The organism is Mycobacterium sp. 1081908.1, assembly GCF_001673535.1.
Taxonomy (GTDB): Bacteria; Actinomycetota; Actinomycetes; order Mycobacteriales; family Mycobacteriaceae; genus Mycobacterium.
The window spans coordinates 1-25,851 of record NZ_LZLY01000132.1; the positions used below are offsets into that span (position 1 = coordinate 1).

Annotated in this window: 23 protein-coding genes and 1 pseudogene; 6 read left to right on the forward strand and 18 right to left on the reverse strand. The window is 70.7% G+C overall.

Features of this window, described 5'->3' with window-relative positions; genetic code table 11:
* The 3 genes from A5655_RS21715 to A5655_RS21725 form a co-directional block, all read right to left on the reverse strand.
* Positions 1 to 1,101: hypothetical protein (locus tag A5655_RS21715; protein ID WP_067013616.1), on the reverse strand; the 1,101-nt coding region annotated here is incomplete at its 3' end.
* A 161-nt stretch (positions 1,102 to 1,262) separates the two neighbouring features.
* Positions 1,263 to 3,161, reverse strand: a complete 1,899-nt coding sequence (locus A5655_RS21720; RefSeq protein WP_067013618.1) for an Hsp70 family protein — start codon at positions 3,159 to 3,161, stop codon at positions 1,263 to 1,265.
* A gap of 154 nt (positions 3,162 to 3,315) precedes the next feature.
* Positions 3,316 to 4,542, reverse strand: a complete 1,227-nt coding sequence (locus tag A5655_RS21725) for a hypothetical protein (protein ID WP_067013620.1) — start codon at positions 4,540 to 4,542, stop codon at positions 3,316 to 3,318.
* 38 nt (positions 4,543 to 4,580) lie between these two features.
* Here A5655_RS21725 and A5655_RS21730 point away from each other — a divergent pair, with 38 nt between their 5' ends.
* Entirely contained in the window at positions 4,581 to 5,174 is a 594-nt protein-coding gene (locus tag A5655_RS21730; RefSeq protein WP_067013622.1) for a TetR/AcrR family transcriptional regulator, read from the forward strand.
* 110 nt (positions 5,175 to 5,284) lie between these two features.
* A complete protein-coding gene (locus A5655_RS21735) occupies positions 5,285 to 5,776 on the forward strand; it encodes a nuclear transport factor 2 family protein (protein WP_067013624.1) in 492 nt (163 codons plus the stop codon).
* Here A5655_RS21735 and A5655_RS21740 read toward each other — a convergent pair.
* Both A5655_RS21740 and A5655_RS21745 read right to left on the reverse strand, forming a co-directional pair.
* Positions 5,769 to 6,422, reverse strand: a complete 654-nt coding sequence (locus tag A5655_RS21740; protein ID WP_067013626.1) for a L,D-transpeptidase — start codon at positions 6,420 to 6,422, stop codon at positions 5,769 to 5,771. The two genes, A5655_RS21735 and A5655_RS21740, sit on opposite strands and share 8 nt — an antisense overlap.
* 55 nt (positions 6,423 to 6,477) lie before the next feature.
* On the reverse strand, positions 6,478 to 7,116 hold the full coding sequence (locus tag A5655_RS21745) for a phosphatase PAP2 family protein (RefSeq protein ID WP_067013628.1): 639 nt from the start codon (positions 7,114 to 7,116) through the stop codon (positions 6,478 to 6,480).
* Between the two features lie 35 nt (positions 7,117 to 7,151).
* Between A5655_RS21745 and A5655_RS21750 the strand changes: the two genes are divergently transcribed.
* Positions 7,152 to 7,634, forward strand: a complete 483-nt coding sequence (locus A5655_RS21750) for a hypothetical protein (protein WP_067013630.1) — start codon at positions 7,152 to 7,154, stop codon at positions 7,632 to 7,634.
* On the opposite strand, the gene A5655_RS21755 is transcribed toward A5655_RS21750, so the two are convergent.
* On the reverse strand, positions 7,618 to 7,893 hold the full coding sequence (locus A5655_RS21755) for a hypothetical protein (RefSeq protein ID WP_067013632.1): 276 nt from the start codon (positions 7,891 to 7,893) through the stop codon (positions 7,618 to 7,620). The genes A5655_RS21750 and A5655_RS21755 overlap by 17 nt on opposite strands.
* 31 nt (positions 7,894 to 7,924) lie before the next feature.
* Between A5655_RS21755 and bluB the strand changes: the two genes are divergently transcribed.
* Positions 7,925 to 8,590 carry a 5,6-dimethylbenzimidazole synthase gene (gene bluB / locus A5655_RS21760; protein ID WP_067013656.1) on the forward strand — a complete coding sequence of 222 codons (666 nt, stop codon included), beginning with the start codon at positions 7,925 to 7,927 and terminating at the stop codon, positions 8,588 to 8,590.
* A 51-nt stretch (positions 8,591 to 8,641) separates the two neighbouring features.
* Positions 8,642 to 10,006, forward strand: a complete 1,365-nt coding sequence (locus A5655_RS21765) for a sulfatase (RefSeq protein ID WP_067013634.1) — start codon at positions 8,642 to 8,644, stop codon at positions 10,004 to 10,006.
* Positions 10,007 to 10,013: 7 nt separating this feature from the next.
* Here A5655_RS21765 and A5655_RS21770 read toward each other — a convergent pair whose 3' ends face one another.
* Positions 10,014 to 10,784 carry a trans-aconitate 2-methyltransferase gene (locus tag A5655_RS21770; protein ID WP_067013636.1) on the reverse strand — a complete coding sequence of 257 codons (771 nt, stop codon included), beginning with the start codon at positions 10,782 to 10,784 and terminating at the stop codon, positions 10,014 to 10,016.
* Between the two features lie 102 nt (positions 10,785 to 10,886).
* Here A5655_RS21770 and A5655_RS21775 point away from each other — a divergent pair, with 102 nt between their 5' ends.
* Positions 10,887 to 12,080, forward strand: coding sequence for a S9 family peptidase (locus tag A5655_RS21775; protein WP_156764981.1), 1,194 nt, complete (start codon positions 10,887 to 10,889; stop codon positions 12,078 to 12,080).
* Here the strand turns inward: A5655_RS21775 and eccE are convergent.
* The 11 genes and pseudogenes from eccE to eccA all read right to left on the reverse strand — a co-directional run.
* A complete protein-coding gene (eccE, locus tag A5655_RS21780) occupies positions 12,077 to 13,054 on the reverse strand; it encodes a type VII secretion protein EccE (RefSeq protein ID WP_082978802.1) in 978 nt (325 codons plus the stop codon). The two genes, A5655_RS21775 and eccE, sit on opposite strands and share 4 nt — an antisense overlap.
* A pseudogene (mycP, locus tag A5655_RS21785) lies at positions 13,050 to 14,439 on the reverse strand (type VII secretion-associated serine protease mycosin); the annotation flags it as partial. The gene eccE and the pseudogene mycP, both read right to left, overlap by 5 nt.
* The gene (eccD, locus tag A5655_RS21790) at positions 14,436 to 15,842 is read right to left on the reverse strand and encodes a type VII secretion integral membrane protein EccD (protein WP_231999236.1); all 1,407 of its coding nucleotides are present in this window, start codon (positions 15,840 to 15,842) and stop codon (positions 14,436 to 14,438) included. The gene eccD and the pseudogene mycP, both read right to left, overlap by 4 nt.
* 81 nt (positions 15,843 to 15,923) lie before the next feature.
* Entirely contained in the window at positions 15,924 to 16,805 is an 882-nt protein-coding gene (locus tag A5655_RS21795) for an ESX secretion-associated protein EspG (protein WP_067013643.1), read from the reverse strand.
* Positions 16,806 to 16,816: 11 nt separating this feature from the next.
* The gene (locus A5655_RS21800) at positions 16,817 to 17,107 is read right to left on the reverse strand and encodes a WXG100 family type VII secretion target (protein WP_067013661.1); all 291 of its coding nucleotides are present in this window, start codon (positions 17,105 to 17,107) and stop codon (positions 16,817 to 16,819) included.
* Between the two features lie 41 nt (positions 17,108 to 17,148).
* Positions 17,149 to 17,442 carry a type VII secretion system protein EsxG gene (esxG, locus tag A5655_RS21805; RefSeq protein ID WP_067013645.1) on the reverse strand — a complete coding sequence of 98 codons (294 nt, stop codon included), beginning with the start codon at positions 17,440 to 17,442 and terminating at the stop codon, positions 17,149 to 17,151.
* Between the two features lie 51 nt (positions 17,443 to 17,493).
* The gene (locus tag A5655_RS21810; RefSeq protein ID WP_067013647.1) at positions 17,494 to 18,996 is read right to left on the reverse strand and encodes a PPE family protein; all 1,503 of its coding nucleotides are present in this window, start codon (positions 18,994 to 18,996) and stop codon (positions 17,494 to 17,496) included.
* Between the two features lie 3 nt (positions 18,997 to 18,999).
* Positions 19,000 to 19,308 (reverse strand): PE family protein, encoded by a 309-nt coding sequence (locus A5655_RS21815; RefSeq protein ID WP_067013650.1) that lies wholly within the window; start codon positions 19,306 to 19,308, stop codon positions 19,000 to 19,002.
* Positions 19,309 to 19,310: 2 nt separating this feature from the next.
* Positions 19,311 to 23,279: a type VII secretion protein EccCa gene (gene eccCa / locus A5655_RS21820; RefSeq protein WP_067013652.1), complete on the reverse strand. Its 3,969-nt coding sequence runs from the start codon at positions 23,277 to 23,279 to the stop codon at positions 19,311 to 19,313.
* Positions 23,276 to 24,883, reverse strand: a complete 1,608-nt coding sequence (eccB, locus tag A5655_RS21825; RefSeq protein WP_067013654.1) for a type VII secretion protein EccB — start codon at positions 24,881 to 24,883, stop codon at positions 23,276 to 23,278. Before eccB ends, eccCa begins: the two co-directional genes overlap by 4 nt.
* Positions 24,880 to 25,851: type VII secretion AAA-ATPase EccA (gene eccA / locus A5655_RS21830; protein ID WP_067013663.1), on the reverse strand; the 972-nt coding region annotated here is incomplete at its 5' end. The genes eccB and eccA, both read right to left, overlap by 4 nt.

Sequence of the window (25,851 nt, forward strand, 5' to 3'; positions counted from 1 at the left end):
GGCCTCGGGACCGAGGTCGCCGCGATCAAAGCCGCCCTCGAGGCGGCGACCGCGCTGCCGGCCGGGCGCGGCGGCCACCGCGGGCGGCGCGGGGCTGGGCGGGCTCGGCGCGGGCACCTGCGCCTCCGGGGGCGGCACCCGATTCGCCGGCGCCACGGCGTGCGGGGACGACGTCGGATGGGCATCCGACGCCAGCGAAACCACCACGAGGCCCGCAGCGACGGCCGCGGCACCGGCCATCGCTGCGCTGACCAGCAGGGATGGCCGGCGGCGCCGCGCCGGCCGCGCGTCGGCGGTCAGGTCGTCGTCGAGGGCGCTGTAGGCGAGCGCGCCGAGCTCCGCGTTGCCGGACACGTCGAGGTAGGTGGGGATGAGCGCTCCGGGATTCACCTCACCGGTGCCCGGATCCAGGGAATAGGCCAGGGCGGCCGTCGACGACGCGAACAGCGGCGCGTTCGCCGACGCCAGGGCGGCGCCGCGGGCCAGCGCCAGCTCCGGCTCCTCAGGCACCGTCACCGGCAGCGCGGTCGCCGCCTCGAGGGCGGCTTTGATCGCGGCGACCTCGGTCCCGAGGCCCGCGCCGCTGCCGACGACGAACACGCCGCCGGCCCGCGAGTCGAGCTCGCCCACCATGGCGGCCAGTTCGGGCTGGACGGCGCCCGAAAGCCGCCGGCGGTGCAGGTCGACGACCGAACCGTCGGCGACGTCGACGACGGCCAGCGTCGCGCTGTCGCGCTCGACGAACAGCATCGCGATGTGTTCATAGCCGATCGCCTGGCCGACCGTCTGCGCCAATGCGGCGGCGGCGAGCAGCGGGGAGACCAACATGACGTTGCCGACGCCGTGGGAGGCGAGCGCCTCCCGCAGCGCCCCGACGTCGGCGGGGTCGGTCCATGTCACCCCGGTCGAAACCAGCTGGCAACCGCCCTCCGCCGCGCCTTCGCGCGTGCCGACGACGGCCGCGACCACCTGGTCGGGGCCGCCCGAACCGGCGACCTCGAATTCGTCTTCTTCGACTGTGACACCGTCGGCAACCTGGCCCTCAATGAGGACCAGGCGGACGGTGTCCGGAGCCATCGAGACTCCGAGCACGATGTCCACTTTGCGCCTCCAAGGTCCTGGTCAACGCCCTCCACGAGGGCACCAAGGAGTAAACCCGCCCGAACCGGGTGATTCCACGCTACTCGCGTGCGGCCGGGCGCGCGCGCCGCGCCGACCATCATTGAGCAAGTTCACACGGGCCGCGTTGAAGGCCTCGGGGCTCAGTACCCCGGACTCAAAAACGGGTTCTGCGAGTTCCCCGGATACTGCGGGGCCGCCGGCGCCTGGGGAGCCTGGCTCGCCGGCACCGGAACCGGTATCGGCACCGGCAGCAGCGGCACGTGTATCCACTGGGTCGTCATGGGCACCGTCGTCGTCGGCGTCGTCGTCTGGGCGGCGGGCGGTGTCGTCGTCGGCGGCGGCGGAGGAGGCGGCGTGGTGGTCATCGCCGTCGTGACCGGCGGCTGCGTCGTGACCGGCGGCTGCGTCGTGACCGGCGGCGCGGGATGCCTCGTGGCGATCGGCGGCGGCGCCGTGGTGACGATCACCGGCGCCGGCGGTGCGGGGGGCGGCGACGGCGGAGGCGGCGGTGGCGGCTCCGGGCTGGGTACCGGAGCCGCGCTGGGCGGCGGCGGAACGGGCGTCGGCGGCGGGGGCACGGGCCTGGGCGGCAGGGAGCTGACGGGCGGCGCGGGCAGGGGCGCGACGGTGGGCGCGGGCGGCGCCTGGTGATTTTCGATGCCCGAGAGCGTGTAGGCCACGCCCCCGATCGAGGTCATGGCCACCACGGCGCACATCCCGACGACCAACTGCGACAGCCGCAGGCGCCGCCACGAGCTCTCTTTCGGCGGCTCGATCACGTTGAGGCGCATCGACCAGCCGGACCCGCCGTCTTCGTCGAAGGCCGTGGGGCTGTACGGCACCCGGATGTCGGGGCCGTATTCGGTTTGCGACCAGGCCAATTCGCGGTCCGTGAGCGCCTCGTCGTCGATCACCAGCACGTCGCCGGCCGGCAACTCCACGATTTCGCCCGCGGCGGCCGTGAGTAGGCCGATGGACGTGTGCGTCCGGAGGTCCAGCTGCTCGCCGCGCGAGGCGATCTGCAAGGCGCCCAGGGCGGCGGCGTGCGCCGGCTCCAGCGGGCTCACCACGGGCCGCCGGCCGTGCACCGAAAGGCGTTCCTTGACAAGGGGAATGCTGGCGCCACCGCCGACCATGACGACCGCCGACAGGTCGGCCCAGCACCTCTTGTGCCGGGCCAGCATCTCGTCGAACGCGTAGATGAAGCCGGACAGCCGGTCCTGGATCAGGTCGCCCAGCTCGTCGCGCGTCAGCTTCATGGTGCACCGGCGACCGCCGAGCTCGGCCGAGAATTCGGCCACCGTTTCGGTGGACAGCCGCTCCTTGGCCGCGCGGCACTGCTCCCGGAGCAGGCCGAGCTGGCCGACCGCCGCGGTGCTGGCCGGGTCCATGCCGCTACCGTGCCCGAGTTCCTCGAAAACCTTGAGCAACAACGCCTGGTCGATCTCCTCGCCGGAAAAGGCCGCGTAACGCATTGTCGGTGTGAGGAGTTCGAAGTCGCCCGCGAGGCTGATCAGGGTGGCCGAGGTGCCGCCCCCACCGAAATCGAGCAGGCCGACCACACCCGTCGCCGCGAGGCACAGCTCCGCGTTCGCCGCCGTCAGCGCCGCGATCGCGTCGGAAACCAGGCGGGGCGCCATGCCGCTTCGGACGAAGCCCAAATGCGTTCGCAGACCGTTGCGCAGCGCCTGCACCGTGCCGGGTTTCCAATACGCCGGGACGGCGATGGAGATCTCCGACGCGCCGGAGTCGGCGCCGGCGGCCGCCACCATCGCGTCCAGCGCCTCCACCATGAGGAGGTCCGGGTCGTGAGCGGACCCGTCGGGTGACACCAGCGCGACCGAGTCGCCGACGCGCTCCACGAAGCCCCGCATGAGCACGCCGGGCTCGAACAGAGGCGGGTTCTCCTCGGGCAGGCCGATTTTCGGCGCGCAGTGCGGATAAAGCGTCAGCACCGCGCGGCGCGCAACCGGCGAACTTCCGTCGCGCGCAGCGACGAGGTTCGCGGTCCCGATCGACAACCCCACTGGGTCGTACATAGAGCGAGAGCTTTCGTCTATAGGGTCGGTGGCCAGCGTCAACCATAGCCGCGCACCGACTGTATTCAGCCCGGCCGCAAGCTCATTGGTATCCGGTCGATGCCGTGTCGTCACCGAAACGGTATCGACCGCTCCCTTGACAGAACGCGGGTGCTCAGATCACAGTGAGCGGCAGCGAACGCCTCGGCTCGAACTGGAACGTCGATCCGCGGCTGACCTTCGCCACCTGCACCTCGGGCAGTTCCTTTGCCGCGGTTTCGGTTTCGATCAGCTCGGCGGTCCAGTCGGTCTTCGTGCCGCTGACCCGTACCTCGAGGCGCGGATCGACCGCGGTGGCGATCGCCTCCAGCGGCTGCACGGATTCCGATGAGCACAGCGATATCCAGGCGCCGTCGTCGTGGGCCGGCGACCGGTGCACCGTCAGCCGGTTCTGTGCCGTTTCCGCGACGACGTAGCCGGCGGGGTTGAGCAGCGGGTGCAGCTCGAGCACTTCGCGCGTTCCCTCGATCCCGCCGGGCAATCGCAGTGCGCGGTGGATGCGCTCCGACGCCAGCCCGGCCAGGCCGGTCAGGCCGCGGGTGCCCACGTCGACGGCCTGGGCATCGTCGGCCGCGCGCGCCCGGACCGCGACGGCGAACGACAGGTACAGCAGGTGCATCTGCAGGCACACCTCGTCGGCCATGCGCACCAGCGCCGAATGCGAGAACGCGGCGAAGTCGAAATCGGACAGCAACGGACCGGAGTAATCCGCCTGGCCCTCGTCGGCGCCGTCGATGGGATCCAATTCCCAAGTGGCGGCGTGGGTTTGGCGGACGATGTCCAGCGCCGGGATGCTCTGCGCTTCGGGGTAGGACTCGTCGATGACGACGGTCCACGCGCAGTGCGGGTGCCGGTCCGCCGGCACCCGCGGCGGCCGGTGGATGGGGCGCATCTGCGCGCGCGGGTTGGTCGCCACCGCGGTGGCGTCGAACGTCGGGTCCTCGATGGTGTGGCACATCCCGAAGACGTACTCGTCGCCCATCGGCTCCACGTCGAGCAGCGCGCCGCAGTGGTCCAGCTGGAACTCGCCGTGCCAACGGTCGTGAATGGTGTAGCGGAAGTCCATGAATTGCGGCGGCGCGCCGATGTCGAGCTGCAGGCCCTTGAAGATGGTGGGCACGTCGTCGCCCTCGTAGTTGAGCGCCCGCTGCATGCGCCTGGTGTAGATCGGGCTCGCGCCGGCCCACTCCTCGATGGCGATTTGCACCATCTGCTCGCGCCCGAACTCCGTGATGCACCACGCCATTCCCGAGCGGTCGATCATGTGCCCGATCAAGAGCAGTTCGGGAACCAGGACGGACAGCTGCTGGCGGGACAACCGCGCGTATCGGGATCGGCTCACCGCCCAAAAATAGACTTGACTATGTTATAAAGTCAACAATGCCTTCTTCCAGGTCGATCGCCCCTACCCGCCGCACCAGCGCGCCGCGCAAGCGCGGCGATGACACGCGCACGCGGATCATCGACGAGACCGTGCGCTGCATCATGGAGGAAGGGTTCGCCGCCGCCACCGCCAAGCACGTGGCCGAACGTGCCGGCGTGACGTGGGGAGTCATCCAGTATCACTTCGGGGACCGCAACGGCCTGCTGATGGCCGTCGTCGACGACGGCGTGGCCAGGCTGGTCGACAGCCTGTCCTCGGCCGACGTCAGCGAGCTTCCCCTGCGCGAGCGCATCGAGGTCGTCGTCGACACCGCGTGGAGCTGTTACAGCAGCCCGACGTCGATGGCCGCCTTCGAGATCCTGCGGGCGACCCGCGGCGGGTCCTCGCGGCGCCACCTGATGGAGATGAACGCCGCGATCGGCCAGCTCGGTCGGCTGATCACCGACGACCCGGCCAATGCCGGTGTGGCCGAGGTCATTTGGGCCGCCCTGCGGGGTGTGGTGCTGGCGCAGATGATCACCGGGACCGCCATCGATTGGAGCCTGGAACGGCGCGCCCTGATCGAGATGGCCACTCGCGTGCTGCAATGATGCCCGCGCCGGGCTCCGCCGGGGCTCCGCGACACTTACACCACGCACACGACACGCCGCGGCGGGCCGCACTGGCTTAAGTCTGGGCGACGTCAGCCTTCTCGATGCCCGTGTGCTGCAATGTCGGGATGACCCCTCAAGAGTTCGCCGACATCGAAGCCATCAAGCAGGTGAAATACCGCTACCTGCGCGCGCTGGACACCAAGCACTGGGACGACTTCGCCGAAACGTTGGCCGAGGACATCACGGCCGACTACGGCCCGTCGATCGGCAACGAGCTGCACTTCACCAACCGCGCCGACCTCGTCGAATACATGCGGACGTCGCTGCCCGGCAACGTGCTCACCGAGCACCGGGTGACCCACCCGGACATCACCGTGGACGGCGACACCGCAACGGGCAGCTGGTATCTGCAGGATCGGGTCATCGTCGCCGACCTCAACTTCATGCTGATCGGCGCGGCCTTCTACCGCGACACCTACCGGCGCACCGACGGCGGCTGGAAGATCAGCGGAACCGGCTACGACCGGACCTACGACGCGACAATGTCGTTGGAGGGCCTGGACTTCAAGATCAAGCCGGGCCGCGCGCTGGCTACTTAGTAATCGCGATCACCGCGCCGGGCTTCAGCCAGCGGATGATCTGCACCAGCGTGGCGTCGTCGATCGCCACGCACCCCTCGGTTGGCGCGCCGTCGGTGGTGTGGAAGAAGAACGCGGCCCCGCCGCCCGGCGTCTTGTTCTTGTTGACACCCATCACGACCGCGTGCTTGTACTGCGGGATCTGCAGGTTCTCGCTGTCGGCCGTATTGAACGGGCACTGCGCCTTCTGGCAGACCTGCATGCTGTTGAAGGTCGGGCTGTGGTCGTCCCCGCTCCACCAATGGTTCGCTCCCACTTGCGTATACGGCAGCCCCCCACCGGGATTGGGCGCCGTGCCGAAGGCGGAGTCGAGGGTGTACACGCCCATCGGGGTGGCCGGGACCCCGCTGCGGGCCTGCGGCGCCATGCCCGCGGACCCGACGTGGGTGGGGATGCCGGTCACCAGCGCTTGCCAGCCGCCGGTGGTGCGTTGGTAGATATCCATTTTCGCGTTCGACCCGCCGGTGCTGACCACCGAAACCACCTGCGTGGCGTTGCCGACGGAGTTTGCGAACCAGGGCGTGGCCGCGCCGCTCACCGGCGCCAGCACCAGCGCCGCGACCATCAGGCACGCCGCAGCGCACAGCGAAGCGAGCAGTCGGCGCATGGAATCAATCGTCCGGCCACGCGAACGCCGGGGTCAAGTAAAGCTTTAGACCCGGTTAGGTCACTGCGGCGTTACTAGGCCGAAACACCAACAGGCACAGCAGGAAATAGAGGTATCCCAGCGACCAGCCGGCCAGCACGTCGGACGGGTAATGCACGTTCAGCGCGACCCTGGCGATCCCGACCAGCAGCAGGCTCAGCGCCGTCAGCGCGATCGCGGCGCGGCCAAGCGCGCGGCCGAGCATCGGCAGCACGAAGGCCAGCAGGGCCAGCAACGCCGAGGTCGCCTCGAGCGCGTGCCCCGACGGAAACGACGACGACGACGCCGCCACCAGCATGGTCGACGGGCGCGGGCGGTTCACCGCGGCCTTGGCCGCCGTCGTCACCAGACCGCTCAGCGGCGCGCAGGCCAGCAGCACCAGCGCCGCCCGCGCCTCGCGCCGCACCAGCGCCGCGACCGCGGCCGCAAACCCCAACAGCCGCAACGGAACCGGGCCCAGCGCGAACGACACGACGTCCCAAAACCGCACCCACAGCGGGTGTTTGACCGCGATGTCGTGCGCCGCGCCGATCAATGACCAGTCGACTCGGTGCAGCCAACTCCACTGCTGGCAGTAGCCCACCCACAGGACCGCGTAGAGGGCGACGGCCGCCGCCGCGATCCAGGCGGCCGGGGCGGTGCGGGGGCGGGTCATCACCCAACCGATACCAGGGCGGTCATACTTGCGTCATGGCGGTCTTCGTCCGCAGGTTGTTCGGCATCGGCAAGTTACCCGCCGATCTGCACGCTCAGGTCGAGGCGGAGGGCCTCGTCTACCTCGCCGACTACGTCGCGGTCACCCGCCGGTTCAGCGGCATCATCCCGGGCGTGCGGCTGCCGCACAGCGTGGCCAGCTACGTCGGCTCGCTGGCCTTCACCTCCGAGCGGGTGCTGGCCACGCTGTCCATGCTGCCCAAGCTGGCGGGGCCGACCGTCGACGCGCGCTGGGACGCGCCGCAGGCCGGCGCGGCCAAGGTCGAGATCTCGGCGACCGGGGTGCAGGTCGACGTGGACGTCGCCGAGGTCGACCCGAAGTTCAGCGGCCAGCTGTCGCTGCACTACAAGGCGGCCCTCGGGGACGACGTGCTCGCGCGCCTGCCGCGCCGGTCGCTGGCCTTCGACATGCCGCCGGAGTACGTCTTCCGCGCGGTCGGCGTTACCTATAGTCCGTGAACGTCATCTTCGGCCAGGGCGGCTGCCGCAGCACGGCCAGGCTGGCGATCACCGCCGCCAGCAGGCCGGTGAGCACGCCGATCAGCGCGATGCGGTTCTGATCCACGGCCGGCACCCAGGACGCCTCGCCCCGGTGCACGACGAACACGCCGAGCGGCTTGGCAACCGGGATCACGGTGGCCCCGTCGCCGGTCTCGTACGGCTGGCCGTAAACGCGGCCGTCGGCGGGCAGCTGGTCCAGCAGGTCGGAAAACTTCATGGAGCACTACGCTAACGCGGTTTTCCCTACGATGGCTGGCGTGACCGATCAGGCGTTCAGCCCCGAGGAGCGGCGCGCCGTGTATCGGGTGATCGCCGAGCGCCGCGACATGCGCCGGTTCTCACCGGGCGGCGTGGTGAGCGAGGAGGTGCTGGGGCGATTGCTGCAGGCCGCGCACGCCGCGCCCAGCGTCGGGCTGATGCAGCCGTGGCGGTTCATCCGGATCACCGACGACGCGCTGCGGCGGCGCATCCACGCCCTCGTCGACGAGGAACGGCCGCTGACCGCCGCGGCCCTGGGAGAGCGGTCCGAGGAGTTCCTGGCGCTGAAGGTCGAGGGCATCCTCGAGTGCGCCGAACTCTTCGTCGTGGCGCTGGGCGACGACCGCGACAGGCACGTGTTCGGCCGTCGGACGCTGCCGCAGATGGATCTCGCATCCGTGTCCTGCGCGATCCAGAACCTGTGGTTGGCCGCGCGCGCCGAAGGCCTTGGCGTGGGGTGGGTTTCCCTGTTCGATCCGCGACGGCTGGCGGACCTCCTGGCGATGCCCGAGGGCGCCGAGCCGGTCGCCATCCTGTGTCTGGGCCCGGTGCCCGAGTTTCCGGACCGGCCGGCGCTGGAGCTCGACGGGTGGGCCTACGGGCGCCCGCTGCCGGAATTCGTCTCCGAGAACCGCTGGGAATCGCGCCGCGCATAACGCCCGACGGCAACGTAGGCCTGCGGTATCGTCGCCGGTCGAGGTGAGGCAATGACGCGCAAAGACAACGTGCTGATCGTGCACTGGCACGACCTGGGGCGGTATCTCGGCGCCTACGGCCACCCGGATGTGTCCAGCCCGCGGCTGGACCGGCTCGCCGCCGAGGGCATCCTGTTCACCCGGGCCCACGCCACGGCGCCGCTGTGCTCGCCGTCGCGCGGGTCGCTGTTCACCGGCCGCTACCCGCAAAGCAACGGGCTGGTCGGCCTGGCCCACCACGGCTGGGAATACCGCAGCGGCGTGCGGACCCTCCCGCAGATATTGTCCGAGTCCGGTTGGTACTCGGCGCTTTTCGGCATGCAACACGAGACGTCCTACCCGAAACGCCTCGGCTTCGACGAGTTCGACGTGTCCAACTCCTACTGCGACTACGTGGTGGACCGGGCCCAGGAGTGGCTGCAGGACAGCGCCGAAAACCTCGCGGGCCAACCGTTCCTGCTGACGGCCGGGTTCTTCGAAACCCACCGGCCCTATCCGCGGGACCGCTACGAGCCGGCCGAAACGGCGGACGTCGACACCCCCGACTACCTGCCCGACACCCCCGAGGTGCGCGGTGACCTCGCCGAGTTCTACGGCGCGATCGCCGCCGCCGACGCCGCGGTGGGCCGGCTGCTGGACACGCTGGCCGAAACGGGCCTGGACGCGAACACCTGGGTGGTGTTCTTCACCGATCACGGCGCCGCGTTCCCGCGCGCGAAATCCACGCTGTACGACGCGGGGACCGGCATCGGCATGATCGTGCGACCCCCGACGAGCCGAGCCGCGGCGCCGCGCGTCTACGACGAGCTGTTCAGCGGCGTCGATTTCGTGCCGACGCTGCTGGACCTTCTGGGCCTGCGCGTGCCGGCCGACGTCGAGGGTGTGTCACACGCCGGCGCGCTGCTCGCGCCGGATCCGCAGGCCGAACCGGTCCGCGAGCAGGTCTACTCGATGAAGACCTATCACGACTCGTTCGACCCCATCCGCGCCATCCGCACCAAGGAATACCTCTACATCGAGAACTACGCCGCCCGCCCGCTGCTCGACCTGCCGTTGGACATCCAGGACAGCCCATCAGGACACGCCATCGAGCCGTTCATCGCCGGCCCCCGTCCCGAGCGCGAGCTGTACGACCTGCGAACCGATCCCACCGAGACGAACAACCTGCTGACCGGTGACGACCCGGACGTCGAGGCCGTCGCCGCGGATCTGGCCGTGCGCCTGGATGATTGGCGCCAGCGCACCGGCGACGTCATACCGTCCGAGTTCGCCGGCGCCCGCATCGCGGTGCGCTACACCGAGACCTACCTGCAGATCCACCACATGAAGCCCACCAGCCGGTCGGCGATCGCCGTCGACCGCGGCATCGAGGAGTAGTTCGGGGCTACGCGCCGCCGACCTCGGCGACGATGAACACCCGGCGGAACGGGAAGATCGTCGTGCCGTCGGCCCTGGGCGGGTACGCGTCGTCCAGCAGCGGGATGAGCTCCTGGCGGAACTGCTCCCAGCCCTCGTCGTCGAGCCTCTCGCGCACCGGGACCAGCGCCGTTCCGGTGATCCATTCCAGCACCGGGTTCTCACCGGTCAGCTGGTGCAGGTAGGTGCTCTCCCAGACGTCGACCCGGCATCCCGCGTCCAGTAGCAGATTGGTGTAGGTCATCGGCGGCTGAACCACCGCCCCGACGCGAAACGGTATGTCGCGCATGAGTTTTGCGTAGGGCTCCCGGCGGGCCAGCGCCCGCACCGTGGCGTGCGAGGGGGTTTCGAAGTTGCCCGGGATCTGGACGCCGATCCACGATCCCGGCGCCAGCTCTCCGGCCCACCGCACCAGCAGGTCGGTGTGCTCGGGCACCCAGTGCAAGGCCGCGTTGCAGACCACCACGTCGGTGTCGGGCTTGGGCTTCCAGTCCCGCAGGTCGCCGACGACGGCGTCGATCCCGCGTTCCTTGGCCGCGGCGACCATCTCCGGCGAGCTGTCCATCGCCTCGATCGCCGCGTCGGGCCAGCGCCGCGCCAGGTACTTCGTCAGGTGACCGGGGCCACAGCCGAGGTCGACCACCCGGCGCGCCTGCTTGGCGCCCACGCGCGACAGCAGGTCGTAGAACGGTCGGCTGCGATGGTCAGCAAAGGCCAGGTAGACGTCGGGATCCCACATGTCGGTCCTCCTGATCAACACCATCACGGCTCGAGCTGATAGGTAAACCGTATTACCGCATGCCGCCCCGGCACCGACCGAGTGGGCGATAGCATCGCGGTTGTGACACCGACCGACCCGGATCCGGTCAGTCCCCCGGTTCCCGTACCGGATGTTCCGGGCGCCGACGTGCCCGCCGGCGCCGCGGGATTGCCACCGCGGTCCGCCCTGTCGCCCCGTCAGCGAATGGTCGTCGAGGCGGCCGCGATCTCTGATCTCGCGCTGCGCACCGCGGTCGCGTCGGTCCTGACGACCACCGTCACGCCGGCGGTGCTGGCCAGCTCCGTGCGCTCCGGCAGCGAACGCGACAGCCTGCGCTTCTACGCCGAGCTCGGCGCCGAGCGTGATCCGGGGAAGTCGTTTCCGGCGCCCACCGAGCCGCCCCGGGTCTCGTCGCGGCCGGCCAACCGGCTCGCGGAGTGGATCGCGCACGGCACGGTCGAGAACATCTCGTTCCCCAGCAGCTTCCGGGCGATCAACCCGGACATGCGCACCCGGTGGAGCGCGTTGGGGCCGAACAACATCGTGCACGCGCAGCACTGGCGCCACGCCGACGGACCCCACCCCACGCTGTGTGTCATCCATGGCTTCATGGGCTCGTCGTACCTGGCCAACGGGCGGTTCTTCACGCTGCCGTGGTATTACCGCTCGGGCTACGACGTCCTGATGTACACCCTGCCGTTCCACGGCCCACGGGCCGAAAGGTATTCGCCGTTCAGCGGTTTCGGCTATTTCGCCGGCGGTCTGTGCGGTTTCGCCGAGGCGATGGCCCAGGCCGTGCACGACTTTCGGTCCATCATCGACTACCTGCGGCACACCGGCGTCGAACGCATCGCGCTGACCGGCATCTCGCTCGGCGGCTACACCTCCGCACTGGTGGCTTCGGTGGACGATCGGCTCGAGGCGGTGATCCCCAACTGCCCCGTGGTGACGCCGTCGACCATGTTCGACGAGTGGTTCCCGGCCAACAAGCTGATGGGCCTGGGGCTGCGGATGTCGAAGATCAGCCGCGACGAGCTGATCGCCGGGCTGTCATACCACTCGCCGCTGAACTACCGGCCGCTGATCGCCAAGGAGCGCCGGATGATCATCACCGGCCTCGGCGACCGGATGGCCCCGCCGGATCAGGCCGTCAAGCTGTGGGAGCACTGGAATCACTGTGCGCTGCACTGGTTTCCCGGCAGCCACGTCCTGCACGTGAGCCAGCTGGATTACCTGCGCCGGATGACCCAGTTCCTGCGCGGGGTCATGTTCTAGCGGGCGGCGAAATCCGCTCGATGGGTGCCGCCCTCCGGGGTGGGGCAGACCAGTTCGGCCAGCAGGCCGGCCGGCTCCTCGGTGTGCCCGTCAAGCCGCCGCGTCGATGCCAGCTCCAATGCCGTCAGCGCCGGGAGATGATCCCCGCGTTGCGGGATGAGCCCGGCCAGCGGGGCCGCGGCCGCCGGGGGCGTGTCCGTCAGAAACGCGCACGCGACCGCGACGGTACGGTGGCTGGCATCGCCGGCGATCTCCAGCGCCGTCCAGGTCTCGCGCGCCGGGTGCGTCCGGATCGCCTCCAGCGTCTCGGGTAACCCGTTATCGACGCGGACCTGGTATGCCGCAAGGTAATCCGAGGCGCCGCGCTGGACTCCGCGCCAGGTCTCGCGCGTGTTCGTGGCCAGCAGCCGCGGGGCGTCGTCGGGCGCGACGACGCCGGCTTCCCAACCGATCTCGCGGAGGTGCTCGGCCAGCCGCCGGGCGGCCACCTGGACCGTCTCGTGCAGCGGGATCCGCGACGACCGCGCCCGCAGCGCCGCGAGGTTGTCGGCCGCCGAGATCGTGATCGCGATCCAGGTCTCGAGCGTGTCGGACGCGTTGCCGCGGTTGGTGATCCGGACCTTGTCGGCCCGGATGCCGTAGCGGTCCAGGTACCGCGCGAGCAGCGGCAGCGGAAACACGTCCGAGTCGCCGACGGGCGGACCGAGTCGCAGCAGCGCGGTCGCCGTTGTGGCGGAATCGGATTCGGGGACGAACCCACCGCCACGGCGCATGATCGCCAGGCGGCGGCGCAGGATCGTGGTGAAGTGCAACCCGCGCCACCAGCCGAACAGCACGATCACGACGACGGCGGCGATGCCGAGTACCCAGTAGTCGCGCGGCGATCGCCACGGGTACGCCAGCACCGCGGGCACCACGGCCAGCAGCGCCAGCGTGATCCGGCCGGCGCCAGGGATCGGTATCGAACGGCTCACGGGGTGCTCTCCTTCTTGCGGGTGACCGCGGCGATCGCGGCGGCGGCCGCGACAACCAAGGCCAGCACGGCGGTACCGACGAACGCGACGGTCCGCGGGGTGGTGTCCTCCGGCGCGGGTACGGGCGGAGCGGCAACCGGCTTCGCCGCCGGCGCACCGGGTGGGTTGCCGGCCGGCAGCTCCCACGTCAGCGCCGCCACCGGGTCCACGCTGCCGGCGCCGACGACGTTGGAGGGCGCCCGGGCGCCGTTGTGCGCGGTCGCGGTGATGCGCCGCACCACCTGAGTGGCGTTGAGTTGCGGATACTTGCTGCGCACCAGCGCCGCGACGCCCGACACGTAGCCCGCCGCGTAGCTGGTGCCGCTCAGCGCCACCAGCTGCTGGTGGTCGTCGGGCAGGCCGTTGGCCAGGCCGCCGCCGTCGCGGTTGCTCACCGACACGATGTTTTCGCCGGGCGCCGCGATGCCCACCCACGGGCCGGCCATGGTGAATTTCGACGGCTGCCCCTCGGGTGTCAGCGACCCGGTCGAGAGCACATAGGGCTGCCACCACGACGGGACGGAGACGGACTTGACGCCGGCCCAGTTGCGGGGGTCGCCCGGGCGGCCGAGGTCGGAGAGCGGGTTGGATTCGCAAGACGTCCCGCCGCCGACCGATCCGGTCGCCCCGGTGTTGCCCGCGGCGGCCACGATCACCGCGTCCTTGTCGACCGCCGCGTACCGGATCGCCGCGCCCAGCGCGGCCTGGTCGACGGGGCGGTCGGCGGGCAGGCAGGTGATCGCGGAGATGTTGATCACCCGGGCGCCGAGGTCGGCCGCGTGCACGACGGCCCGCGCCAGGGTCGCGACGTCGAGCGACGCCCGCGCCAGCAGCGGATCGCCGCCCGGCGTGCGCGGCGAGAACTTCGCGGACGTCATCCTGATCGAGAGCACCCGCGCCGCGGGCGCCACGCCGGAGAACCCGTCGTCACCGGGCTGGCCGGCGATGATTCCGGCGACCAGCGTGCCGTGCCCGTCGCAGTCGGTCAGGCCGTCGGTGGTCTCGACGTAGTCGCCGCCGGGATCGACGTTGGGCAGCCGCGGGCCGGGCCGCACCCCGGTGTCGATGACCGCCACCAGTTGGCCTTCGCCGCGGGAAAACCGCCATGCCGCAGGCAGATTCAGCATCGCCTGGGTAGGTGTCGTCACCGCCGGATCGCTGCCGGGAATGACACCGGAGGCGCTGCAGGGGCCGCGCTGCTCCATCGCCTGCCCGGGCCCCGGGGCCCCGTTGGGCGGTGGCACGCCCGGGTCGACCGTCGGCTGATCGATCGCGAACGCCGGCGGGCAGGCCCACATCACGGCCGCCAAAGCGGCCGTGACGCAAGCTAATCCGGAACGGATCATCGATTGAGGACCCACGCGAACAGGCCGACCAGGTAAGCCAGGACGGGGATCAGCGACGCGTCGAGCCCGGCCGCGACGAAACCGAGCAGTCGGCGCAGCGGCAGCGAATAGCTCTCCGGCGAGGCGATGCGCGGGTTCAGCGCCACCACCACCCATGCCGCCGCGAGCGCAACCAGCACCAGCGACGCCCCCAGCGCGGCGGCGTAACGCCCGGTCGCCGCGTAGAGCACCAACAGCACACCGGCGGCCAGGTAAGGCTGGGCGAGCAGCCAGGCCTTGCACGCGGCCGAATCCCAGACCCGGGCCCGCAGCACGGACGTGGCCGCGGTCGCACCGACCACGTACCACCCCAAGCCCCCCAACGACTCCGGACGAAGCGCGATGGCCACCGAACCCAGGACGCTGAGCAACACCGCGGCGGCGATGAATCCGCTTTGATGCGCGTCACCGATGCGCACCCGCCGCGGCAGGTCCTCGAGCACGCGCGACGACGGCGCCGACGGAGTGGGATCGCCGGGCGCCGGAATGACCGGCAGCGGGAATCGCGCCCACAGGGCGGACAACGGAGCGGCCTCGATGGTGACCAGCAGGGCCGCCACGATCAGCCCGCAGCCGATGGCCAATATCGAGAGATGCCAGAGCGATTCGGCGCCGGCGGCCAGCAGGACGGCGGCCCCCACCACCGCGGTGGCGGTGAAGAAACCGACGATTCGCTCGCGCTCCGGGCCGGGGACCATCAGGGCGATCAGCGACCACGCGGTGACGCCGGCCGCGGCCAGCATCAGTTGCGACGGCCCGAACCGGCCGGGCACCGCCAGCGCCAGCACGGCGCCGATGGGCACCAGGGCCGCGACCGACAGCGCCATCCCGGTGCGCGCGGAACGCGCCGTGACCAAAAGGCCCGCCACCGCGGTGAGCGCCGCGACCACGGCGACCGCGACCAGCCCGGACAGCGCGCCGGTGGCCACCCGGTAGGTGACGCCCAGGCCGGTCGCCAGGAAGGCGATGGCGATCGCCGCGGCCAGCGCACCCCGCTGGATATGCGTTGTGCCCCAGGGCTTCAGCCGGGACGTCGAGAAGATCATCGCGGCGTCGGCGATGTCCTCGACGATGCCCGGCGCGGCGGGGCCGGCGGGCACCGGCTGGAGCGCCAGCAGGTCACCGTCCACCACCCCGACGGTGTCCAGGCTGGCGTCGAGGCTGAACGGTGCCCCGCCGATCGGTGCCAGGCTCAGGTGGGCCGCCGCGGCGGTGTCCAGGCCGTCGTCCGCGTCACCGTTGGAGGCGGCCGGAACCGCCAAACGCTTGACCGCGGGCAGGATTTCGCGCAGCGGCAACTCGGTGGGCAGGGCCATCTCCGTCAGCCTGCTCTCCGCCAGGATGGCGACGCGGACGATCGGCATGACGGCGCCGGACGTCACTTGGCGGCCTTGATAACGGGCTGCGCAGGACGCTGCGGCCATGGGCACATGGTTCTCTCTTCTCTATCTGGTTGCTGTTTGGTGATGGTCGGAGAAATCTCGGGACAGCCGCCGGCCGGGGAACCACTGGCCCTCCGGCAGCAGCGCGGTCAGGTGTTCGATCGCGACGGCGATCGCGAAGGGGGTGCCCGGGGCGAACGTCGAGACCCACTCGCCGTCGAAGGCTCGGGAGGGGCTGACCAGCACGCGGCCCGCGTCGGTGTCGACGATGCTCATGCCGACCTCGGTGGTGGCGTGTTGCCCGTCCCGGCGGCATCCGGCGACGACCTCGACGTAGCTGCGCGGCCCGGAGAAGACCGCCTCCACCACCGGCCGCGCCGACGCCGGAATCCCCAGGTATTCAACGACTTCCGACAGCGATGCGCCGGACCGCAGCCGCTCGTCGGCCCGGGCGCCGACGCGCATCGGCATGCTGAACTCGTCGAAGCGTGCCGGCGGCCGCTGGGCCAGCCCGGCGCCAAGGACCGGGACCAGCCCCCGCGCGTCGTCGATGTCCATCGCGGTGAAGGTGACCAGCTGCGCGCTGCGCAACGCGACGACCGTCTTGGCCGTGGCGCCGGTGCGTTGCGCCACGACGCCGCGCAGCAACTCATCGGTCCCGGCGGCCTTGGCCGGCCCCACGTAGCGCAGGTCGAGCCACCGGTCCGGGAAGCAGACGGCCTTGATCCAGCCGGCGACCGCCGGGTTGACGAGCCCGTCCGGCGTCACCAGGCCCATCCGGGTCAGCTCGGCACGCTGCCGCTCGAAGAACTCGGCGCGCTGCGCGGCGTCGCGATAGGGCGTGGTGATCGCCAAAACCCACGGGAAGGTGCCCGCCCCAATGGTTTCCGCGATGAACCACGCGTGGTCGACCGTCAGCTCGACGGCGTTGGGTGCTGTGTTCATTTAGCGGTGGGTTAACCGCCCCATTTGGCGGCTTCGGCCTGGTCGCGGGCGAGCATCGCCGTGGTGTTGGCCTCGTGGGTGCTGGCCATCGCCTGGTAGGCGCGCACCAGCGATTCCATGGCCTGGTTCCACTGGGCCTGCCACACCTGGTAGGTCATCCCGGTGTCGCCCTGCCAGGCGTTGGACAGCGTCGCCTGCTCGCTGGCGATGTCGGCGCCCAGGCCCTGCAGGGTGCCGGCGTAGCCGGACATGTCCGCGGCGTGGCTCAGCATCGCCGGGTAGTTGTACATGATCTGTGACATCACAAGTCCTTTCGCGGTGGTAGCTCGGGTCAGATCTTCGATCAGATCGAGGTGTAGCCGGAGGCGGCGGCGGCGTCGGCGGCCACGTAGGTGCCCGCGGCGTCGCCGAGGTTGGCCTGGGCGATGTCCAGCAGGGTGTTGACCCGGGCCGCGGCCTCCACGAAGCGGGCGTGCGCGGCCTGGAACGCCGCCGAGGACTCGCCCTGGTGGAACGCCTGTGCCGACATCGCCTCCTGCTCGGCCTGGCTGATCGTGCTGCGCATCAGCGCCGCCTTGGCGGAGAACGCCGACTGCGCGGCCACCAACTGCGGAATGTGAGCGTCCAACATGCTCATGATTGGTTGTTTCCCTTCGGTCTCTTCGGATTTCGGTTTCTCACTGCCACGTTACGAACCGTCGTCTCCCCCTCTCCCCGCCTCACCCGGGTCCTGCTGGTCCCAGGTGCCGGGCACCATCGGCACCCGTGGGCCGCCGCCGAACTCGTCGCCGGCCAGCTTGGTCAACCCGGCCGCCGCCACGGCGGCCTCTTTGTGCGCGGTCCCCGCGAATCCCAGCGGCCCGGCGCCGCTGCCCGACGCCACCGCCGAGGCGAGCTCGTACTCGGGAGGGACGCCGATGTCGGAATCCATGTCGAGGAATTCGTCGCCGTATTCGCGCATCGCCGCTCGCCGGCGCCGCCGCGCACGTGCCTCGGCGCGGATCGGCGCTGCCGCGCCGGCCGCCGGGATGGTGGCCGCCGGCGCTTTGACCCGCCCGTGGGGGCCCAGCGTCGGCCCGGACTCACTTCCCGGTCCGCCGCCGAAACCGACCATGTAGGCGAAGGTTCCGGCGGTTGCCGCCGGGGCGGGCGCGGCGGGCGCGGCGGATGCTGGGGCCGCGGACGCGGGCGCGCCCGCGGGAGTCGCGACCGTCGTCGGGGCCACGCCGGCGACGGGCCACACCGCGGAAACCGGCACGGCGGTCGCGGCGAGCCCCGCCGCCGCGGGAGCCGCCAGCGCGGGAGCCGCCGCGGCCGCGAGCGCCAGCGCCGGTTGCAGGGCCACCGGGAGGATGAGCCCGAGGAAGGGACTGAGCAGCAGCGACGGGTAGGTGATGCTCGCACCGACCCAGGAGAAGACCTGGTAGGCGATCGCGAACAACAGCGGACCGTAAAGCACCAGCGCCTCAGACGGATTCGTCATGAACGCCTGGATGATCTTCACCGAGTTCCCGATGGGGTCCTGGAAGAACGTGGCCAGCTCCTGGAACATGTTTCCGTAGAAATTGGTGTACTGCGACAGCAGCTGGGACAGCAGGTCGGACGGGTTGACCGACGCAGCCGACTGGGCGGCCGGCGTGGCGGCGCCGTTCTGATTGACGATGTCGGGCGCCGCCGTCGTACGCGGCGCCGAGGCCAGCGCCCCGCCCGAGGCGGCCTGATAGGCGCCCATCGTGGTGGCGGCCTGCACCCACATCCGTACGTAGTCGGCCTCGTTCAGCGCGATCGGAATCGTGTTGATGCCAAAGAAATTCGTCGCCACCAGCACCCCGTGGATGACGTGGTTGGCGGCCAGCTCCACCAGGGTGGGCATCGCCGCCAGGGCGCTGGTGTAGGCCGCGGCGGCGACCTCGTGCTGGGCCGCCACGCCCGCGCTGTCGGCGCTGGCCTGCTGCAGCCACGCCAGGTACGGGGCGTGTGCCGCCACGTACTGCTCGGCGCTGGGCCCCTGCCACGCGCCCGCCTGCACCGCTCCCAGGAGCCCGCTGAGTTCGGCCGCCGCCGAGGCGTATTCGGCGCTGAGCGCCGACCAGGCACCGGCGGCCGCCAGCAGCGACCCCGGTCCCGGACCGGTGCTCAGCAACGCCGAATGCACTTCCGGCGGCGAAGCCATCCAAACGGGCGCCGTCATCTTCTAGCTGCCCGCCACCCCATAGGTCGCGGCCGCCGCGGCGTCACCGGCGAGATAGCTTGCGCCCGACTCACCCACGCCCACGCCGGCGCGGCCCAGCTCTTCGACGCCCTGGGCGGCGATCGCGGCGTGCTCCTGCCCCTGGGCGCTGAAGCCCGCGGCCGTCTGCAGCGACACGGGGTCCGCCGCCGGCGGCACCACCGCGGTAATCGCCGGGGCCGCCGCCGCGTGCGCGGCCGCCAGCCGCGCCGTCAGCGCCTCCACGGCCGCGCTGGTCGCGGCCAGACCCTCGGGAACCACTCGCAACGTCATGACTAACTCCCCTTCTGTTGCGTTTCACCAAACATGGCGGCCTCCCCGACGAGCGGGTTGACCAATTGCAGATACGTCGGAATGTCGCTGTCGCCCAGCAGAACCCCGCGGCCGGCGGGCATCCGGCCGAACCGCTGCCCGCGGATCTTGCCGCTGTCTTGCGGGTTGCCGGACAGCATCAGCGTGGTCGCCTGCAGGTCGTTGAAGCGGCGCAGCAATGGGCTGGTCATCAGGCCGTGGGCCGAGCCGGTGGCGCGCGCCGTGACGATCACCCGCAACCCCAGATCGCCGGCCTGCGAAAGCTGCGCGATCAGCGGGGTCCACGGCCGCTGCCCGATGTAGGGGCCGCTCATCGCCGGCGCGTCCGGTATCTGGTCGACGTCGTCGATGATCAGGTAATGGGTGTGGCCCCGGTAGGTCCAGCGGGACAGCTCCTCGGGTGACAGGCCGGCCGGCGGCCGGCGCGACTCGATGATGTTGGCCAGACCCAGCATCGCTGGGGCGACCCGGTCGATGTTGGCCGTGTATTCGTTGTCGGGGAACAACGGCTCGTCGACCAGGTGCAGCCGCCGGTCCAGCACCGTGAACGCCACCTGCTCGGCGGTGGAGTGCTCGCGGATGGTGCGGATGACGTGACGCAGCAACGTGGTCTTGCCGGACTTGCTGTCGCCGAACACCATCAGCAGCGGGTTCTCGGCGAAGTCGAGGACGACCGGGGCGAGGTCCTCTTCGCGCTGGCCGATGACCACCTTCTCCGCCCCGCGGTAGAGCGGCCCCAGCGCGTCGGGCGCGAGACTGGTGGGCAGCAACCGAACCGGCGGCGCGGAGACGCCGGGGTAGCGGGCGTTGATCGCGCCGATCTGGTCCAGTTCGGGGGCCGCGAACAGGAAATGCTCGGCGGCCATGGTCAATCCGCGGCCCGGCTGGTCGTGCGGGACGGCCTCGGCCGGGCGGCGCAGCGCGCCGACCAGCCGCACGTTGCTGTCCCGCGCGTCGTGCAGCTTGAGCTCGAGCCGCAGGCCCAGCCCGTCGCGCATCGCCAGCGGCACCTCCAGCCAGCTCGGCGTGGTGATCACCACGTGGATGCCGTAGGCGAGGCCGACGTTGACCAGTTCGGTCACCTTGGCCAGCAAGGGATTACGGGTGTTGAACTGGTCGGTGTTGTCGCGGCCGAACGCGTAGAGGTTGTCGATGACCAGGAACACCTCGCCGTAACCGTCGTCGGGCGCGGACCCGTGCTTCTCCCGGAACGCCTCGCGCTGCTGGCGGGCCAGCAGCAGCTGCTCCAGCTCGCCGAAGGTGCGCCGGATGCGTTCGGGTTCCAGTGCCGACGCGACGCTGCCGACGTGCGCCAGGCCGTCCAGCGCCCGCAGCTGCCCGCCGCCGTAGTCCAGGCAGTAGAAGGTGACCTCGCGCGGCGAGTGCAGGTTGGCCGCCGACAGGATGAAGGTCTGCAGCGCGGTCGATTTCCCGGACTTGGGCCCGCCGTGGATCACCATGTTGCCCGCCGAGGACGCGGCGTCGAACACCAGTGGGTCGCGCCGCATCTCGAACGGCTTGTCGATCTCGCCGAGCGGCCAGCGCCACTGCCCGTGCGGCACCCCGGCGCGGGCCAGCACCGCGGTGAGGGGTATCGGCTCGTCCAGCGGCGGCAGCCACAGCTGCGGCGCCCGCGGCCCGTAGCCGGCCAGCTGCTCGCCGATGGTCGCGATCAGCTTGCGCGGCGGCCCAGCGGCTTCCTCGTCCTCGCCGGTGGATATCACCGTGCCGTGATCGGGCTCCACCATCCCGGCCGGGAACAGCTTTGGCTCCGGATTCGACTGCACCACAAGGGTTTTAGCCTTCTGCGGCGGTTCGTAGATGCCGTCGACGTAGGTGCTGCGGAACTTGATCGGCGTCGCGCCGGGGGCGGGCACCAGGAAGCCCACGCCCTTGTGCTCCTTGCCGGACTCGATGTGATAGGCGTCCTCGACACCGATGATTTGCCGGGACACGCTGGGACTGGCCACCTTCAACCCGATGCGGTAGGAGGTGTTCTTGTCGATGTCCTTGATCTTGCCCACGTCCAGCGTCTGGGACGCGAACAGGATGTGGATGCGGAACGAGCGGCCCTTGCGGGCCACGTAGTCGAACAGCTCGGCGTACTCCGGGTGGTCGGCCAGCATCAGGGTGAACTCGTCGGCGACCACGAACAGCGTTGGGAGCGGCGGCAAGTCATGCCCGGCCGCGATGGCGTTCTCGTACTCGGTCACCGAGTTGAACGCGCTGCCCTGCACGCGGCGGCCCGCCTCGCGCAGCAGCGTCTCGCGCCGCGCCACCTCGCCGCGCAGCGTGTCGGCGAACCGGTCGGCCAGCGACTTCTTCTCGGCCATGTTCGAGATCACCGCGACGACCTGCGGGAAGTTGCGGAAGCTGTCGGCGCCGGCCTCGCCCTTGAAGTCGGCGTAGATGACGATCAACCGGTCGGCCGAGTGGGTTGTCAACAGCGACAACAGGATCGACATCAGGGTCTGCGACTTCCCGGAGCCGGTCATACCGATCATCAGGCCGTGCGGGCCCATGCCGCCCTCGGCCTCGTCCTTCAGGTCGAACATCAGCGGTTCGCCGGTCGCGGTGACGCCGATCGGAACGCGCAACTCGTCGTCGCGGCAACGCGGCGCCCACATGGTCGGCACGTCCAGTTGCGACGCGTCCGGGATGCCCAGCAGCGTGGTGAAGGTCGCGCCGCGGGTGGCGGCGGAGCGCAACCCGGCGTGGGTCGGGTTGGAGTCCCACCGCGACAGCTGACGGGCCAGGTGCGCGGCCTCGGCGGCGCCGAGCTGGTCCGCGCTGTCGATGTACGGTTGCCAGCCGCCGGTCTGCCAGCGCTCGATCACGCCGCCCGCGACGCGCAGGATCGGCTTTTCGGGATCCGAATACTGTTCGCGGTGCGGGGGCGCGGCCGAACAGTGCACGACGGTGACGCCCGCCCGGCCCGGCGCCAGCGCCGAGGCGTTCAGGTCGTAGTCGGGGTCGTCGACGACGATCAGCAAGTGCCGCAGCGCATCCGCGGGCTCGCCCGTGAACGCGGGCCGGTCGGCGAGCGCCGGGCCCAGCGTCGCGACGAGTTCGTCGGCGTCCGTCGACAGGAAGCGGGCCGGGCCGACACCGTCGAGCTCGCCGGGAATGTCGACGTGCGGCAACCACTTCAGCCACGACCAGTCCGGGCCCTCCAGGTCGCGCGCGGCCAGCGCGACGCCCAGCACGGTCGGGTCGTGCCACGTCACCGCCTGAGCGATCCAGGCGCGCAACGCCGCCCGCACGTCCGACGACTCACCGACGACGGTGATCCGCGAGACCTTGGTCAGGTCGATCCCGGTCGGCACGTCGCGCACGGTGCGCTGGGTGTCCAGCAGGCTGCGTAATGCGCTGTGCGACACCGGTTCCAGGTCGATCTCGTCGGCGGTGTCGTTGACCCGCAGCGCGGTGTCCAGCGGCACCTGGTGCCGGCCGGCCCGCAGCACCAGAAAGTCTGGGTCGTGCGGGTCACGCTCCCACTGGCGACGCGATCCGGGCACCGCCGCGAGCCCGGCCGGGTCCGGGTGGGACCACTCCGCGGCCGCCCGCTGCTGGGCGGCCTGCGTCCGGATGTTGTCCCGGACCACCGACAGGTACCGCAGGTAGTCGGCCCGTTCGGCGTCGACCTCCTCGGTGCGCGTCTTGTTGTCGTTGCCGCGATAGAGCGCGGTCGCCGCCAGCAGCAACACGAACGGGAAGAACAGCGTCTGCGGGGAGATCACCCGCATCCCGGTGGCGACCAGCGCCACCACCATGCCCACGATCAGGATCACCAGCACATAGGGCATCGCCCGGCGCAGGAACGACGGCGGGATCACCCGGGGCAGCTCCGGTGGCGCCTCGATGGCGATGGTGCCCTTGCGGGTGGTCGGCGGGGCCAGCCGCCGGCGCGCCTCGAAGATCAGTCGGCTCATCGGCCCTCCCCCTCCGCCGAAACCGGGTGCCCGGGCTTGGCGTCGGGCGCCAGGCCGTCGTGGGCCAGCAGCGCGTCGGCGCGCGACAGCGTCGGACCCGGCGCGAACAGCGACAACACCGACCACGGCACCGGGACGCCGGGTGGGTTCAGGCCAAGGGCCTCAACGGTTTTCGAGCGGGCCGAGCCGTCGCCTGTTTCGGTGTCGATGCCGTAGCGCACCCCGGTGTCGGAGACCCAGAACAACGAGCCGGCGGCCGGCGCCGCCGATCCGCCGCCCACCGTCTGCGTGAAGTAGCCGGTGCCCGGCGCCAGGGCGACGCGGGTCGCGATGCCCTGGGCGCCACCGCCGACCAGGTCGACCGTGCGTATTCCCTCGGACACCGGCAGCACCGAGCCGGCGAGCAGGCTCAGCGAGCTGGTCGCCGCCCCGGCCGGCTTGCTCCAGTGCGCGCACGTGACGGGATCCTTGGCCGCGTCGATGAGGGCGACCTGCTGGTCGGGATAGCGGCTGGTGTCGAGCATCCGCGACACCGGCAGCCTGGCCACGTCGTCGGCGCCGAGCCGCGGCGGTTGGTCCAGGCCGTAGGAATTGGAGTTGCGCAGGATCGCGGCCAGCACCGGCGAAATCGGTTGCAGTCCATCGGGCAACACCGCGTAGTAGTGCAGGGTGCCGGGCGAGTTCTGCTCCAGGCCGTAGGAGACGACGACCGCTCCGATCGGGCCGGGCACCGAAAAGCCCGCGGGGCCACCCGCATTCGGGATCGACGGCGCCGCCAGCGCGGGCGACTCGGGGATGGCGTTGAACAGCCCTTGGGCGATCGGCCGCGGCGCGGGCACCTCGGAATTTCCGACGCCCAGGCCCAGCGCGTTCGTCACCGCGTGGTTGGCCAGGTCGATCTGGCTGCGCTTGCCGTCCCACAGCAGCCAGGTGGTGTTGCCGTTGTCGACGAGGATCCCCTGATTGGCATGGATCGCCGCGGCGCGCGCGCCGGCGCCGTCGGGTGGGCCGGCGATCACGGTGACACCCGTGCTGTGGGCGCCGCGCGCGGTTCCGCTGACGGCATCGCAGACCGTCCAGTCGGCGTCGTGCGTGGCGTTCTGCACCATCCGCTCCGGTGCGCCGGGAATGCCGATCAGGTTGCCGCGCGGAAAGCGGTCCAGCTCAGAGCTTTTCACCGTGGTCGGGTTGACCGGCTTGCCCACGATCAGCCGGGCCGAGGTCAGGTTGAGCACCGGGTGCAGATCCTCACCGACCCGCACGTACAGCGCGGCGGTCGACCGGTCGGCGAGCACCGCGTTGTTGCCCGCGGACCCGCTGGGCCGGATCAGCGAGAACACGAAGCAGCCCGCCAGCCCGGTGATCAGGATGAGCGCGCCCATCAGCACCGCGCGCGACTGGGTCCGCAGCGGCTCGACCAGCATCCTGGTGTCGTGCAGGGCGATGCCGGAGGCGATCCGGCGCATCACGAAGCGCCAGCCGGTCACCTGGTGGCGCGTGACGAAGCCGCGGCGGTATTCGACCCGGTCGGGGTTGTCGTTGACCGGGGTCCGGGAGGAGAACGAACGCCGGTCCCCTTCCGGCGCATGGTTATTGGTCGTCATGCCGGCACCGACAGCCCGAGGCCGCGCAGCAGCGGCTCCACCGACTTCTCGACGTCCTGGTCGGTGATCGTCATCAGCTCCTCGTCACTGAATTCCCCGGTTCCGGCGTGTTCCGAGTGGTCGAGCCGGAATTCTCGTTCTTCCTCGGAGCGTTCGACGATGTTGCGAACGAACCGGCCGTTGCCGGCGATGTCGAGGCTGCGCCGCGAGATTCCGTTGGAGTCCGGGGTCGACTCGCTGGCCAGCCTCGAGAACAGGGCCTCCATGTGCTCGAGCGCGGCGGGCTCGAAGACGCTGTCGCGCTGCTCGGCCATCTTGTGCGCGATCTCCGCCAGCTCCGCGGGCGTGTAGGAGGGGAAGTCGATGTTGCGGGTGAACCGGGACCGCAGACCCTCGTTGGTGTCGAGGAACTTGTCCAGATCGGCCCGGTAGCCGGCGATGATGACCACCAGCCGGTCGCGGTCGTTTTCCATGCGGGCCAGCAGGGTGTCGATGGCCACCAGCCCGAAGTCGTTCTTGGCGCCGGTGGCCACCAGGGCGTAGGCCTCGTCGAGGAACAGCACCCCGTCCAGCGCGCTGTCGATGATCGCGTTGGTCTTGGCCTCGGTCTCGCCGATGTGCTGACCGATGAGATCGGCGCGGTGCACCTCGCGGATGTTTTCCCGCTTCAAAAGCCCAAGGCCGCAATAGATCTTGGCGACGACGCGGGCGATGGTGGTCTTGCCGGTCCCGGGCGGTCCGGCGAAGACGAGGTGGTGGGTGCGCTGCGCCACCGTGAGGCCGCGCTGCTTGCGCACCAGCTCCATGGCAACCGAGCTCTTCAGGCGGGACACCTGGTTTTTCACCTCGTCGAGCCCGATGAATTCGGCGAGCTGGCGTTCGGCCTCGTGCAGCAGCGCGGCCTCACGGTGGCGCAGCGCACCCACCACCTCGTCTTCGCCGGACCGCCCGGGACCGGCAAGACCACC

Coding starts and splice junctions, on each gene's coding strand:
- A5655_RS21720 (WP_067013618.1), bottom strand. CDS start 3,161: ATGTACGACCCAGTGGGGTTGTCGATCGGGACCGCGAACCTCGTCGCT.
- A5655_RS21730 (WP_067013622.1), top strand. CDS start 4,581: ATGCCTTCTTCCAGGTCGATCGCCCCTACCCGCCGCACCAGCGCGCCG.
- A5655_RS21740 (WP_067013626.1), bottom strand. CDS start 6,422: ATGCGCCGACTGCTCGCTTCGCTGTGCGCTGCGGCGTGCCTGATGGTC.
- A5655_RS21745 (WP_067013628.1), bottom strand. CDS start 7,116: ATGACCCGCCCCCGCACCGCCCCGGCCGCCTGGATCGCGGCGGCGGCC.
- A5655_RS21750 (WP_067013630.1), top strand. CDS start 7,152: ATGGCGGTCTTCGTCCGCAGGTTGTTCGGCATCGGCAAGTTACCCGCC.
- A5655_RS21755 (WP_067013632.1), bottom strand. CDS start 7,893: ATGAAGTTTTCCGACCTGCTGGACCAGCTGCCCGCCGACGGCCGCGTT.
- bluB (WP_067013656.1), top strand. CDS start 7,925: ATGGCTGGCGTGACCGATCAGGCGTTCAGCCCCGAGGAGCGGCGCGCC.
- A5655_RS21765 (WP_067013634.1), top strand. CDS start 8,642: ATGACGCGCAAAGACAACGTGCTGATCGTGCACTGGCACGACCTGGGG.
- A5655_RS21770 (WP_067013636.1), bottom strand. CDS start 10,784: ATGTGGGATCCCGACGTCTACCTGGCCTTTGCTGACCATCGCAGCCGA.
- eccD (WP_231999236.1), bottom strand. CDS start 15,842: ATGCCGATCGTCCGCGTCGCCATCCTGGCGGAGAGCAGGCTGACGGAG.
- A5655_RS21795 (WP_067013643.1), bottom strand. CDS start 16,805: ATGAACACAGCACCCAACGCCGTCGAGCTGACGGTCGACCACGCGTGG.
- A5655_RS21800 (WP_067013661.1), bottom strand. CDS start 17,107: ATGTCACAGATCATGTACAACTACCCGGCGATGCTGAGCCACGCCGCG.
- esxG (WP_067013645.1), bottom strand. CDS start 17,442: ATGAGCATGTTGGACGCTCACATTCCGCAGTTGGTGGCCGCGCAGTCG.
- A5655_RS21810 (WP_067013647.1), bottom strand. CDS start 18,996: ATGACGGCGCCCGTTTGGATGGCTTCGCCGCCGGAAGTGCATTCGGCG.
- A5655_RS21815 (WP_067013650.1), bottom strand. CDS start 19,308: ATGACGTTGCGAGTGGTTCCCGAGGGTCTGGCCGCGACCAGCGCGGCC.
- eccCa (WP_067013652.1), bottom strand. CDS start 23,279: ATGAGCCGACTGATCTTCGAGGCGCGCCGGCGGCTGGCCCCGCCGACC.
- eccB (WP_067013654.1), bottom strand. CDS start 24,883: ATGACGACCAATAACCATGCGCCGGAAGGGGACCGGCGTTCGTTCTCC.